General features: G+C 59.2%; 13 protein-coding genes. 7 read left to right on the top strand and 6 right to left on the bottom strand.

Translation table 11 applies throughout. The features are described 5' to 3' along the window. Positions 1–35 precede the first annotated feature (35 nt). From IF204_RS12695 to IF204_RS12675, 5 genes are all read right to left on the bottom strand, one after another. Positions 36–1,055 carry an endonuclease/exonuclease/phosphatase family protein gene (locus tag IF204_RS12695; RefSeq protein ID WP_194097482.1) on the bottom strand — a complete coding sequence of 340 codons (1,020 nt, stop codon included), beginning with the start codon at positions 1,053–1,055 and terminating at the stop codon, positions 36–38. Then, positions 938–1,741, bottom strand: coding sequence for a hypothetical protein (locus IF204_RS12690; protein WP_322743283.1), 804 nt, complete (start codon positions 1,739–1,741; stop codon positions 938–940). The genes IF204_RS12695 and IF204_RS12690 overlap by 118 nt, the downstream gene beginning before the upstream one ends. 359 nt (positions 1,742–2,100) lie before the next feature. Further along, a complete protein-coding gene (gene leuD, locus IF204_RS12685) occupies positions 2,101–2,706 on the bottom strand; it encodes a 3-isopropylmalate dehydratase small subunit (protein WP_194097480.1) in 606 nt (201 codons plus the stop codon). Continuing rightward, on the bottom strand, positions 2,706–4,112 hold the full coding sequence (leuC, locus tag IF204_RS12680) for a 3-isopropylmalate dehydratase large subunit (RefSeq protein WP_194097479.1): 1,407 nt from the start codon (positions 4,110–4,112) through the stop codon (positions 2,706–2,708). Before leuC ends, leuD begins: the two co-directional genes overlap by 1 nt. A gap of 267 nt (positions 4,113–4,379) precedes the next feature. Beyond that, the gene (locus IF204_RS12675; protein ID WP_194097478.1) at positions 4,380–6,299 is read right to left on the bottom strand and encodes a calcium-binding protein; all 1,920 of its coding nucleotides are present in this window, start codon (positions 6,297–6,299) and stop codon (positions 4,380–4,382) included. Positions 6,300–6,639: 340 nt separating this feature from the next. Between IF204_RS12675 and rsfS the strand changes: the two genes are divergently transcribed. The 6 genes from rsfS to IF204_RS12645 are packed head-to-tail and all read left to right on the top strand — an operon-like array spanning position 6,640 to position 10,358. Further along, a complete protein-coding gene (rsfS, locus tag IF204_RS12670; protein ID WP_194097477.1) occupies positions 6,640–7,005 on the top strand; it encodes a ribosome silencing factor in 366 nt (121 codons plus the stop codon). Continuing rightward, the gene (gene rlmH, locus IF204_RS12665; protein ID WP_194097476.1) at positions 7,005–7,475 is read left to right on the top strand and encodes a 23S rRNA (pseudouridine(1915)-N(3))-methyltransferase RlmH; all 471 of its coding nucleotides are present in this window, start codon (positions 7,005–7,007) and stop codon (positions 7,473–7,475) included. Before rsfS ends, rlmH begins: the two co-directional genes overlap by 1 nt. A gap of 45 nt (positions 7,476–7,520) precedes the next feature. Then, complete coding sequence (locus IF204_RS12660; protein WP_194097475.1) at positions 7,521–8,447, top strand: AEC family transporter; 927 nt, start codon at positions 7,521–7,523, stop codon at positions 8,445–8,447. 14 nt (positions 8,448–8,461) lie between these two features. Continuing rightward, on the top strand, positions 8,462–9,292 hold the full coding sequence (gene fghA, locus IF204_RS12655; RefSeq protein WP_194097474.1) for an S-formylglutathione hydrolase: 831 nt from the start codon (positions 8,462–8,464) through the stop codon (positions 9,290–9,292). Beyond that, a complete protein-coding gene (locus tag IF204_RS12650) occupies positions 9,289–9,741 on the top strand; it encodes a YaiI/YqxD family protein (RefSeq protein ID WP_194097473.1) in 453 nt (150 codons plus the stop codon). Before fghA ends, IF204_RS12650 begins: the two co-directional genes overlap by 4 nt. Then, complete coding sequence (locus tag IF204_RS12645; RefSeq protein ID WP_194097472.1) at positions 9,738–10,358, top strand: HAD family hydrolase; 621 nt, start codon at positions 9,738–9,740, stop codon at positions 10,356–10,358. The genes IF204_RS12650 and IF204_RS12645 overlap by 4 nt, the downstream gene beginning before the upstream one ends. Here IF204_RS12645 and IF204_RS12640 read toward each other — a convergent pair. Then, positions 10,355–11,590: an MFS transporter gene (locus IF204_RS12640; protein WP_194097471.1), complete on the bottom strand. Its 1,236-nt coding sequence runs from the start codon at positions 11,588–11,590 to the stop codon at positions 10,355–10,357. The genes IF204_RS12645 and IF204_RS12640 overlap by 4 nt on opposite strands. A 141-nt stretch (positions 11,591–11,731) precedes the next feature. Here IF204_RS12640 and zapE point away from each other — a divergent pair, with 141 nt between their 5' ends. Next, positions 11,732–12,799 carry a cell division protein ZapE gene (gene zapE, locus IF204_RS12635; RefSeq protein WP_194098223.1) on the top strand — a complete coding sequence of 356 codons (1,068 nt, stop codon included), beginning with the start codon at positions 11,732–11,734 and terminating at the stop codon, positions 12,797–12,799. Positions 12,800–13,033 lie beyond the last annotated feature (234 nt).

Here is a 13,033-nt window from a genome sequence, read left to right as displayed (position 1 = left end):
AAGGGTCAAGAAAACAAGGTGCCACAATCAGGGCTTCAAGGCATCTCCACATCTACCCAGACCAGCGCATGTGGTCCGCTATCTGAACGTTCGATTCCGGCGCTTTTGACCGTCAGATCGGATGACGGCAGAACGTATGACACGCGCAACGCACCGGGGCCGTCCGGCCAGTCGGCGGTGGTCTGGTCGGGGAGCGGATCCTGGAGCCGCGGGTCCGTGAGAAGCTGTGCAATAGCCACTCGATCACCTTCGCCGCCGTTGGGGTCGAGGTTCGCGTTCCCGGCGACAATCGGGTGCGGGATGTCGAGATGTTTAAGCCAGAAAAGCACCTCGTCAGCATTGCGCCGATCATTGCGATTGTCGGGCCCATCGAAAACAGGTGGCGTTGCAGAGAATGCGAGAATGTTGAGAACTGTCTTCTCTACGGCAATCGGCACAATCCAGTGGCCTGTCGTCGATAGGCGTTGAATGTCGGCAAGTTCGGGCGGATCGGTGGAGTGGTTGTCCAACACGTCGCGCCACAAGACGTGATCGAAAGACGTCACTTCGCCGACCGGAAGTTTGGACAAGATCGCCATACCTCCATCGCCTTCGAACCGCCCGTAGCCTTGCGCATCGCGGGCATCGCCGAGGTATCCGTTGCCATCGATATCGAGCTCGGTGGGCACTCCGGTATTGGGCTGTTTGGCAAACGCGTATTGATAATCTAGCATCGCCGCGAAAGCGGAGAGGGCTGCGCCGCCGTGGTCAAAATCGAAATCGGTAAGGACAATGATGTCAGCGTCGACCGCTCTGATCGTCTCGGCGGCCTGCAAGACTTGCTCTTCGCTCTTCAGAATGTCGCGCAGCAGCAATCCCGGCCCTCGGCGCGACAATGGTGCGGCGAAGGTGGCGATCCGAACGGTTTCGGCCACTGCTGGACCGATAATCAGGAAAATCAGGCAGGCTGCAATGAATCGGCGGAGGACGCGCGTTTGCGTTTGTCTTCGATCATCTGCGCCACGCGGCCCATCGCGATGCCGCGCATCAGGAGTGACGAAGGAATGAAGGCCCATGCCGATACCATCCAGATCAACGTGTGAGGATCGGACAGGCTGGCCGGATTGATCAGGCTGGAACCGAGTTTCACAACTGCTGGGACCAAGAATGGCAGCAAAAAGCCTACGATCAGGTTAATCTGGCTGTCACGCTGAAGGCGGCCAACGATGTCTTCGCCCGTGGTCGGGTCGAATGTCGGCAGGTTCGTCCAGATGTTCAGCGAACTGTTGCGACCTGGCCATTGATGGACGCGGAGGCAAAGAACGAAGTACGCGAGCGAAAGGATCGACGTCACATAAGCGACGGCGGCGGCGGTGCGCACGGCGGTGCCGAGCGATGCAGGCGCGTCTTGCGGCAGCATCAGAACCATCAGGCGGACAGGCGAATAAGGGAAATCAAGCAGCGCGCCGAGGCGATAGCCCATGGCGGTCACGAACATCGACAGCGTGGTGCTTTCGGTTGCGCCGCGCGCGATCATCGACAGCAGGAACACCGCGATGAACAGTGACAGGAAACGGGTGCGGTTGTAGGGCGGAGCGTCGCGGAACTCGATCAGGCTGGGACATGCGGAGCTGTATTCCATGAGCGCGAACCCGCCCGCAGCCATGGCAATGAGCGCCACGATCTGGGACGTATCGGTGCTCGTGTTCGGCAGCAGAAGTGCGGGAATTGCGATAAGCAACACCACGAACGCTGCGCGCACGATTGCTCCTGCAATACGTGAAATCACGTCCTGTCTTTCCTCGATATCGCTGGCTCCGATACTTTGCCGGGCCTGCTTCTTGTTTTTGAACCGCAGAGTGAAAGCGGTCTGCCTCATCTTTGACAAAATTCTGCCCACTTTAGGTTTCGTCTGCAACTCATGGGTAAATTTACATAAATTAAGGTGGCGGTTTTGGGGCAGAGGTGATGCGCGATTGCCACCATCCAGAATGAACCGGTCATTCTCCCCGTGGTTGCCACAGTTCATGGCACAACATCTTGTGTTTTGGCCTGCCCAACGAAAAAGCGCCCCCGAAACCGGAGGCGCTCTTCGTACAGATCAGTACTGGTGCTATCGAATCATGCCCAAGGGCGGTCGGCAGCGTTTTTGGCTTCGAAAGCGTCGATCGCATCGACGTTCTGCATGGTCAGACCGATGTCATCGAGTCCGTTCAGCAGGCAGTGCTTCTTGAACGAGTCGACTTCGAACGAGAACGACTCGCCGTCCGAGGTGGTGACGGTCTGGTTTTCCAGATCGACAGTCATGCGGGCGTTGGAGCCTTTTTCGGCGTCCTTCATCAGCACGTCGACTACGTCCTGCGGGAACACGATCGGCAGGATGCCGTTCTTGAAGCAGTTGTTATAGAAGATGTCTGCGAACGAGGTCGAGATCACGCACTTGATGCCGAAGTCGGCAATCGCCCACGGAGCATGCTCGCGCGACGAACCACAGCCGAAGTTGTCACCGGCGACGAGGATTTCCGCGTCGCGGTACTGCGGCTTGTTCAGGACGAAATCCTCGATCTCGTTGCCCTGACGGTCGTAGCGCATTTCGTCGAACAGGTTCACACCGAGGCCCGAACGCTTGATCGTCTTCAAGAAGATCTTGGGGATGATCATGTCGGTGTCGATGTTCACGAGCGGCATCGGAGCTGCGATGCCCTGAACTTTTTGGAACTTTTCCATTACATCATCTCCCGAACGTCGGTCAGGTGGCCAGTGATTGCAGCGGCGGCAGCCATTGCAGGGGATACGAGGTGGGTGCGGCCTTTGTAGCCCTGACGACCCTCGAAGTTACGGTTCGAAGTGGACGCACAACGCTCGCCTTCGGACAGCTGGTCGGGGTTCATCGCGAGGCACATCGAGCAGCCAGCCATGCGCCATTCGAAACCGGCTTCTTTGAAGATGTCAGCCAGACCTTCTTCTTCGGCCTGAGCGCGGACGAGGCCCGAACCCGGAACGACCATGGCACGCATACCGTCCTTGATCTTCTTGCCCTTCAGGATCGCAGCGGCAGCGCGCAGGTCTTCAATGCGGCCGTTGGTGCACGAACCGATGAACACGGTGTCGATCTGGATGTCGGTCAGTTTCTGACCGGCGGTCAGGCCCATGTACTCGATCGAGCGCTTGGCAGCGTCGACTTTGCCGCCCTTGAACGATTCCGGTGCCGGAACGACTGCCGAAATCGGCAGAACGTCTTCGGGCGAGGTGCCCCAAGTGACGACCGGCTCGATTTCTTCACCCTTGAGGGTCACGACCTTGTCGAAGTGAGCGCCTTCGTCGGTGAAGAGGGTTTTCCAGTATTCGACAGCGGCGTCGTACTGCTCGCCCTTCGGAGCGTGCGGACGGCCTTTGACGTAGTCGAAGGTCTTCTGGTCCGGAGCGATCAGACCGGCGCGCGCGCCGCCTTCGATCGCCATGTTGCAGACGGTCATGCGACCTTCCATCGAAAGATCGCGGATGGCTTCACCACAGTATTCGATAACGTAGCCGGTGCCGCCAGCGGTGCCGGTTGCGCCGATGACAGCGAGGGTGATGTCCTTGGCGGTCACGCCCGGCTTCAGCTTGCCGGTGATTTCCACCTTCATGTTCTTGGACTTCTTCTGGATCAGCGTCTGGGTGGCCAGAACGTGTTCAACTTCCGAAGTGCCGATACCGTGGGCCAGCGCACCGAATGCACCGTGGGTTGCAGTGTGCGAGTCGCCGCAAACAACGGTCATGCCCGGCAGGGTCCAACCCTGCTCGGGACCGACGATGTGCACGATGCCCTGACGGACGTCCGACACGGGGTAGTAGTTGATGCCGAATTCTTTGGCGTTCGTGTCGAGAGCTTCGACCTGAATGCGCGAGTCTTCGGTCATGGTCGACGCGTTCGCACGGTCGAGAGTGGTCGGAACGTTATGGTCCGGAACCGCAATGGTCTTTTCCGGAGCGCGCACCTTGCGGCCCGCCATACGCAGACCTTCGAACGCTTGCGGCGAGGTCACTTCGTGGACGAGGTGGCGGTCGATGTACAGCAGACAGGTGCCGTCTTCGGCTTCATGGGCGACGTGAGCGTCCCAGATTTTGTCATAGAGCGTCTTGGGCGACATGGCTCTTACCTTTTAGAATGTTGTGCTAGTCAGATCTTTTCGGACGGGCGCATGACGATGCGCCCCGCGCGGACATCACAGTCGGGCGAGGATCGAACGGCTTTCGCCGTAGAACCGTTCACGCAGTCGCGTGCGGTCATCCATGTCAAAAAGGCGGATCATGGGTGGGCAGATATGCCTTTTTCGCGAGTCTCGCAAGGAAACTCTGTGTGCAAAGAAGAAGCCCGCCGAATTGGCGGGCTTGAACATTGTTTTGGTCTGGCCGGATCAGCCGAGGTAGACAACGCCTTTCGCGTAGCTGCCGCTGGCCGCCGCGATGCCTGCGACATTTTCCGTTCCGCCAAATTCGGTGACTGCGACGGTAAAGACGCTCGTGTCCACGTCTTCGGGCGCAACGCCGACCAGCATGAACGATGCGTTCACGAAGCTGCCGTTGAAGCCGTCGGGTGTGTTGACCGACATGGTCACCAGCGAATTCGTGCCGTCATCGGTCGAGATGGCCTGAACGTCGAAGCTCAGATCGCTGTCGGTGATCGACGGAGCTGAATTGCCGTCTTCGCCCACAATGTACGACGTTTCGACGACCATGACGTCACCTTCGTTGGCGACGTAGTCATTGATGATCGCGATCTCGTCAGCGCCTTGGTTGTCGAGCCAGAACACGTCCGATCCATTGCCGCCAGTCATCTCGACCGCCGAACCTTCAGCATAGAGCACGTCATCGCCTTCGCCGCCAAAGAGGGCAGCGGATTGTTCGGTGTTGCCGCGCAGGATGATCGAGTCGTCACCGGCGTCACCGAAAGCGACGTCGGTCGGGGTCGCGCCGATGAAGTCATCGCCGTCACCGCCATGCAGAGTGTCCGCGCCGTCGATGCCGTAGAGCGCATCGTCACCCGAACCACCGTAAAGCTCGTCATCGCCGTTGTTGCCGACGAGCACGTCATCGCCGCTACCCGTGGTGATCGTGTCGTTACCGGCACGGCCATAGATGGTCGCATCGCCGTCGGTGTAGGTCAGCGTGTTATCGTTCTCATCGCCCTCAAGGACCGTGGGAACGCTCTCGACATTGTCACCATCACCGCCGCCCGGATTGTCGAGGTTGGTGGGGATGTCATTGCCGAATGCGCTGTCATCGATTGCGACCGCAGCATCAATATATTCGGTGCCGTCGAGGTCCTCGGAGAAGTAGATGCCGATCTGGTCGGTGTCGATCTCCTCAGGCTGGTAGCCCATCACGGTGACAGAGTTCAGCGGATCGTCGTAACCGTCCATATAGACGTCGATCTGCGTGCCGAAGTTATCGCCGTCCTCGATGTAGGACATAACGTAGTTGAGGCTGTCGATGTCGCCGAGGCCAGCGGGAAGCTGAAGAACGAGCGTATCCTGACCCTGCTGATAGTCGGTCATGACCTGACCTGGTTCAGCGCTGTCGATCCAGAAGTAGTCCGATCCGTAGCTGCCGCTGAGCGTTGCAGTATCGCTGCCAGTTGATCCATCGCCGTCAAATACGAGGAGGTCGTTGCCGACATTGCCTTGCAGGGTGTCGCCCGCGCCGCCAATCAGCACGTCGTCACCTGTGTTCCCGACAAGCAGGTCGCTGCCCTCTCCGCCAGTCAGGAAGTCGTCGCCGTAGCCGCCGACAAGGGCGTCGTCACCGTTGCCGCCGTCAAGGTAGTCATCGCCTTCGTTGCCCGCGAGGAAGTCAGCGCTCGCACCGCCGTAGACGTAGTCGTTACCTTCGCCGCCATACAGCTTATCGACGCCGTTGCCGCCAAAGAGGTAGTCAGACGCGCCGCCGCCAAAGAGCGTATCCATGCCGTCGCCGCCGGCGATGAAGTCGTCACCATCGTCGCCGTCGTCATCATCGCCATAGACGGTGTCGTCGTTGGGGCCCGCATCAATCGCGTCGCTACCTGCGCCGCCGTAGATCAGGTCATCGCCAAAGCGGCCATTGATGACGTCGTCGCCCGCACCTGCCGTGATCGTATCGTCTCCGCCCAGAGCGTCGATGATGTCGTCGTCATCGGTGCCGATGATGTCGTCGGCAAGGTGGGTGGCGTCCATGGTTTCGTTTTCGTCGCCACCGCCGCCATTTTCGTCATCGGTGACGTCGCCGCCGTCACCATCGAAAATCGCGGAGATACCCCAAGCGGCAAGCAGAATGCCGGGAAGAAAAAGTAACAGCATGTGAACACCCAATCCAAATATACGAAAGGATTAAGTGCCTACCCATTATGCGTCAACGTATAAGCATGTTTTGTGCCTTATTTACGCCCCATTTCACGAGTTGGGTTTCTGACCGCGAAACAGAAAACAGCAAGGGTTTGTATTGTCGGCAATTCGGCACTGTGCGAAAGGCAGCGCAGACAGAGAATCGTGATCGTCAGGTCGTGTTGAAAACACCCGTGGGTGCTGTTATTTTAAAACTACACTCAGCGCCGGGGTGGATCGGCGGCGCGTAACCTTGGAGGACGACGTTCTGTCTCTCAATGAACCGGCAGCTGGTGCTGCTCAGAAGGAGCCTGTGATGACGTCGGCTCAGAAAGCCGCAAAGAGCGATCAAGTGCTCGCGGCAATCCAGACCTCGCTTGATGACGACAAAGCCGAAGACGTGGTGAGCATTCCGCTGCGTGGCAAAACCCAGATGGCCGATCACATGGTGATCGCATCGGGTCGTTCGTCGCGTCAGGTTGCGGCCATGGCACAGCACATGGTGGAGCGGCTCAAGGCCGACCACGGCGTTCTGTGCAAGGTCGAAGGCGCCGATATCGGTGACTGGGTTCTGATCGACGCAGGCGACGTAATTGTGCACCTGTTCCGTCCCGAAGTTCGCGAATTCTATCAGTTGGAAAAGATGTGGCTGCCTGAGGGCGGTGCTTCCCAGACAAGCTGATGCGCGTTCACATTGTCGCGGTAGGACGCCTTCGGGCGGGTCCGGAGCGCGACCTTATCGACGACTACCTCAAACGGTTCGACCGTACGGGGCGGGCCCTTGCGCTCGGCCCCGCCAACGTCATCGAAGTCGAAGATAAGAAGAACGCAGGCATGGCCGCCGAGGCGGCTCTCATCGAAAAAGCGATCCCGCCTGGCGCGCTCGTCTGCATCATGGACGAGCGTGGGAAGCTCATGACCTCGCCGGACTTTGCAGACACCATCGGTAACTGGCGCGACACCGGCCGTCAGGATGTGGCGTTCGTCATCGGCGGTGCCGACGGGATAGATCCTGCATTTCGTGCCAAGGCCGATGCGGCACTGTCCTTTGGCAAGATGGTCTGGCCGCATATGCTGGTCCGCGTGATGCTGACAGAGCAGCTTTATCGTGCAGCGTCGATTCTTTCGGGAAGTCCGTACCACCGAGCCTGACCGAAACACTTTGCATGAGACAAGGGGCATGCTAGCCCTTTGCGCATGTGGGCCATTTTCCTTCAAACACTTCCTTTTTTCGCATTGATCGCGCTTGGTTACGGCTCTGGCAGGACTGGTTTTTTCAGTACCGAAGCCACTGCCTATCTGACCAAATTCGTTTTCTACTTTGCGCTGTCGGCCATGCTGATCAGGTTCTCCGCGAACCTGTCGTTCGAGCAGTTGATCGACTGGCCCTTCATGGGCGCTTACCTCTTCGGCACGATGGCGATCTACATCGTCGTGACCATCGTCGCGATGATACGGGGCAGGGGCGTCGCCGAAGCGGCGGTTGAGGCGCAGACAGGCGTCATCGGTAACGTCGGCTTCCTCGGCATTCCCATGCTGGTTTTGCTGCTCGGAGATCAAGCGATCGGGCCTGTCATGATGGTGCTGGTCGTGGACCTGATCGTGTTCTCTTCGCTCATCGTGATCCTGATAACTGGCAGTCGCGATGGCCGCGTGTCGCCGCGCATTCTGGCGACCGTTGGCCTCGGTCTGGTGAAGAACCCGATGATCGTTTCGATCATTGTCGGCATGCTGATCTCTGCGTCAGGAATGCCGATCCCCAAGCCCGCCAACGACTTCCTGTCGATGCTCGGCGCTGCTGCCACGCCAGGTGCGCTGTTCGCTATCGGTGCATCGCTCGCCAGCAAATCAGCTGAGCGCTTGGCCGTGGCGGGATGGCTCAGCTTCTCCAAACTGATCCTGCATCCCGCGGCGGTGGCCTTCTGTGCCTATGTGGTCTTTGATGTCGGGGCCTATCCTGCGTCGGTCATGGTCGCCGCCGCGTCGCTGCCTGTCGCGGGCAACGTCTACATTCTCGCGCAACATTACGGTGTTGCACCTGCACGCGTGTCGGCAGCCATTCTGGTCTCCACGGCACTGAGTATTTTCACGATCTCGGCGGTCATCGCCTGGGTCAGCGTTTGATGATGGAGGTTTCCATGGAAACTGTTTCCGAAAACCGCTGCTTTGGCGGCGTTCAGGGCGTATATCGCCACAAATCCGAAGCCACCGGCACCGATATGACCTTCGGTCTGTTCCTGCCTGAAGAGGCAGAAGACGCCCCCGTTCCCGTGCTTTGGTACCTGTCGGGACTGACCTGTACCCACGAAAACGCCATGACCAAAGCCGGCGCGCAAGCATGGGCAGCCGAGGCAGGCATCGCGCTCGTATTCCCTGACACCTCGCCGCGCGGCGAAGATGTTGCGGACGACGACGCATACGATCTGGGCAAGGGCGCGGGCTTCTACGTCAACGCGACCGAACTGCCGTGGGCGCCGCACTTCAAGATGTGGGACTACGTGGCCGAGGAGCTTCCCGCGCTGGTCACATCGAACTTTGCGATCAACGAGGACCGCCAGTCGATCACCGGCCACTCGATGGGCGGCCACGGTGCGCTGACTTTGGCGATGTCGCTTCAGGGACGCTACCGCTCGGTCTCCGCTTTCTCGCCCATCTGTAATCCGACTGCCAGCGACTGGGGTCGCAAGCAGTTCGCGAGCTACCTCGGCGAAGATGAGAGCAAGTGGGCCGCCCACGATGCGTCGCTGCTGATGGCTGAAAAGGGCCTCGATATCCCGCTGCTCGTGGACACCGGCACCAATGACCAGTTCGGTGATCTGCTGATGACCGAGAGGCTCGCGGAAGCTGCGGTGAAGAAGCGTGCCGAGGCCGCAATCCGCCTGCAAAGAGGCTACGATCACAGCTACTTCTTCGTGTCGACCTTCATGGAAGAACACGTCGCCTTCCACGCAAAGGCGCTTTGGGCGTGATCTACATCGACGCTGACGCCTGCCCGGTCAAAGCCGAGGTCGAACGGGTCGCCACCCGCCACGGTATCAAGACGTTCGTCGTGTCGAACGGCGGCTTGCGACCGTCGCAAAACCCGCTGGTCGAAAACGTCATCGTGCCTGAAGGGCCGGATGTGGCCGATATGTGGATCGCCGACCGCGCCAAAGGTGGTGACATCGTCATTACCGGCGATATCCCCCTCGCGGCGAAGTGCGTCGAGGCAGGCGCCCGCGTCCTCAAACACAATGGCGAGGCGCTGACCCAAGCCAACGTCGGTAATGCGCTGGCCATGCGTGATCTGATGGCCGATTTGCGCTCTGCCGATCCATTCCGGCAGGGCGGTGGCAAACCGTTTTCCAAAGCGGACCGTTCGCGTTTCCTCGATGCTCTCGAGCGCGAAGTCCAGAAAGTCAAAAGAGAATTTCCATGACGATTGACGCAGTTATCTTCGACATCGGCAATGTGCTGATCGAGTGGCAGCCCGAGCGGGTCTACGACAAATACATCGGCGAAGAACGCCGTAAGGAAATGTTCGCCAATGTCGATCTGCATGGCATGAACGACAGCGTGGACCGCGGCGCGAACTGGGAAGAGGCGGTAAAATCGCTCGCTGAAGCCAATCCTGCGTTCCGCGATGAGATCCTGATGTGGCACACCCACTGGCTCGAAATGGCGTCACCGACCATCGAACATTCGGTGCGTCTGCTCCGCGCTCTGCGTGCCAAAGGCATTCCGGTATTCGCGCTGACTAATTTCGGTATCCAGACCTTCGAGATCGGAGAAAAGGAGTACCCGTTCCTCAAGGAATTCGACCGTCGTTATGTCTCTGGCCACATGGGCGTCATCAAGCCCGACGCCGACATCTACCGCATGGTCGAAGAAGACTGCGGCGTTGCGCCCGAGAAGTTGATTTTCGTCGATGACCGCGCCGACAACATTGCCGCCGCCGATGCACGCGGATGGAAGACCCACCAATTCACCGGCCCGCAGGGGTGGGCGGACCGGTTGGTTGCCGAAGGTCTTTTGACCGAAGAAGAAGCGGCTTAAGCCGCGACCGCAGCGGGGCGCTTTTCGCGGATCGGCAGGTGCACGATTGCCGAGAACGCCCCGACGCCAACGCCGACCCACCACACGTAGGTGTAAGTGCCGTAGAGGTCATAGAGTGTACCTCCCAGCCAGACACCGAGGAAGCTGCCTAGCTGGTGGCTGAAGAACACGATGCCATAGAGCGTGCCCATGTAGCGTAGGCCGTATAGGTGCGCGACAAGGCCGGAGGTAAGCGGCACGGTCGCGAGCCAGAGCGATCCCATGACCACCGAGAACACGATCACGGTGATGGGCGTCATTGGAGCGAGAATGAACCACGCGGCGACCACGGTGCGGGCGAGGTAGACGCCTGCCAGCAGGTATTTCTTCGAATAGCGCTTGCCCAGCCAGCCGGCCGCCAGCGTGCCCATGATGTTCGCCACACCGATCAGCGAAATGGCAGCCGCGCCAAGCGTTGAAGTGGTCGTGATGCCCATGCCTGCCAGCAAACCTCCGCTAGCGATGGGCGAGCAGACTTCGGCGACGAACGCAGGGAAGTGCGCGGTTACAAACGCCAGTTGATAGCCGCAGGAGAAGAAGCCGAGGAAAATCATTGTGTAGGACGGATCGCGGAACGCGCGGCCGAGGATCTGGCCCATGCTCTCTTGCAGTTCGGCCTTGGACGCCTGCGGTGCTTTCATCATCGGCAGCAGTGCCAGAACGGCGATAATCGCGGCGGCGAACCACAGGAACACGGTCTGCCACGACATGAAGCCCAGCATGTATTCAGCGAGCGGCGCGCCAAACACCTGACCAGCAGAACCCGCAGCGGTCGCGATGGCGAGGCTCATGGAGCGGTTTTCGTCGGAACTCGCGCGGCCCACAACCGCCAGAACTACACCGAAGCCCGTGCCTGCAACACCGAAGCCGACGAGGACTTCGTATATCTGGTGCTGGATCGGGAGCGTCGCGCCCGCCGATAAAACCAGACCCACGGCGTAGAAAATCGCGCCGAGAATAATGGCCTTGCGGTCACCCACACGCTCGGCAAGCGCACCGAATATGGGCTGGCCGACGCCCCAAGCAAGGTTCTGGATCGCAATGGCAAGGCTAAAGTCCGCGCGGAGCCAGTTGAACTCTTCCGCGATCGGGATCTGGAACACCCCGAACGATGCACGAATGGCAAAGCCGATCATCACGATAATACAGCCGGCGATCAAAACGGGGCTCAAGAGCGGGGTTTTCTGTTCCATGGTGCGATCATTGGTGCGGGTTTTTCATCGCGTCAATTCATCGTCGAGGCGGCGACAATGAAAAATTGTGATGGTCAGTCGTTAAAGATCTAATCCGCCCCAATCTTCCCAATGCAGCAAGCAAGCGCTATGTCGCAGAATATGACCACAGTGATCGAAGCATACCGCGCTGCCGTAGCGTCCGGAAAACTGCGTGCCGACCCCGCTCAGGAAGGGGTTCTGGACGCGCTAGAACGCATCCGCGACGGCCTGTCGAAACCGCCTGTGAAAAAGGGCATCTTCCGGTCCGCCAAATATGAACCGGTAAAGGGGCTGTACCTTTGGGGCGGTGTGGGGCGCGGCAAGTCGATGCTGATGGACCTGCTCTACGATCTGATCGACGCGCCCAAGCGGCGCAGCCATTTCCATGCGTTCATGCAGTGGGTGCACACCGAAATGGGCAAAGCCCGTGCGCGCGGCGTCGATGACGCGATTGCTCCGGTGGCGGAGGAACTGGTCAAAGAGGTCCGCTTCCTCGCGTTCGACGAAATGCAGATCACGGACATTACCGACGCGATGATCGTCGGTCGCCTGTTCGAAAAGCTTTTCGCGGGCGGCGTGACCGTTGTGACGACTTCGAACCGTCATCCCGACGAGCTTTATAAGAACGGTTTGAACCACCAGCTGTTCCTGCCGTTCATCGCGCTTGTGAAGGAAGAGCTCGAGGTTCGCGAGTTGGTCAGCCCGAATGATCACCGTCAGGGACGCTTGGCCAACGAGGAAAGGTACTTCACGCCAATCACGCCAGAGACCCGCGCTGCAGTGAACGCTGTTTGGGAAGATTTTTCGAAGGGGCGAAGCGAGTCGCTTGTGATCAAAGTCAAAGGCCGTGACGTCGAAATTCCACGCTATAACAACGGTGTCGGGCGTGCGAGCTTCCACGATTTGTGCGCTAAGCCGCTTGGTGCTGCGGACTACCTCGCCCTTGCCGACGCAGTGCGGGTCCTGATTATCGACGACATCCCGTGCCTTGGCCGCACGAACTTCAACGAGGCGAAACGCTTTGTGACGCTGATCGATGCTCTGTACGAGGCTAAGGTGCGGCTCATCTGTTCAGCTGCGGCCCAGCCTGAAAGCCTCTACATGGAAGGCGAGGGTGCGTTTGAATTCGAGCGGACCGCAAGCCGCCTGCGCGAAATGCAGGATGCGAACTGGGGTAAGGGCGCCTAAGGCCCAAACAGAAAGACGAGCCGAATTGGCCCGCCTCCCCGCCCTGCCTGGACCGGTGCTGTGGGGCGATGTGCCGGACAGCGAATGCTGCTCCGAATCTAGCGAATCGATTGATTCGCGGTCAAGTGTCCAGAAGGTCGGAAACTGACCAATCTGCGTCGAAATAATTTGATCATATTGAGCGCACAGCGGTAAGCTCAGGCAGTTTTCCGATCCGTGAAAGATTCTCTTCCT

Source organism: Marivivens aquimaris (assembly GCF_015220045.1).
GTDB lineage: Bacteria > Pseudomonadota > Alphaproteobacteria > Rhodobacterales > Rhodobacteraceae > Marivivens > Marivivens aquimaris.
The sequence above is the reverse complement of the archived record's forward strand: the minus strand, read 5'-3'. Positions and strand labels throughout refer to the sequence as shown.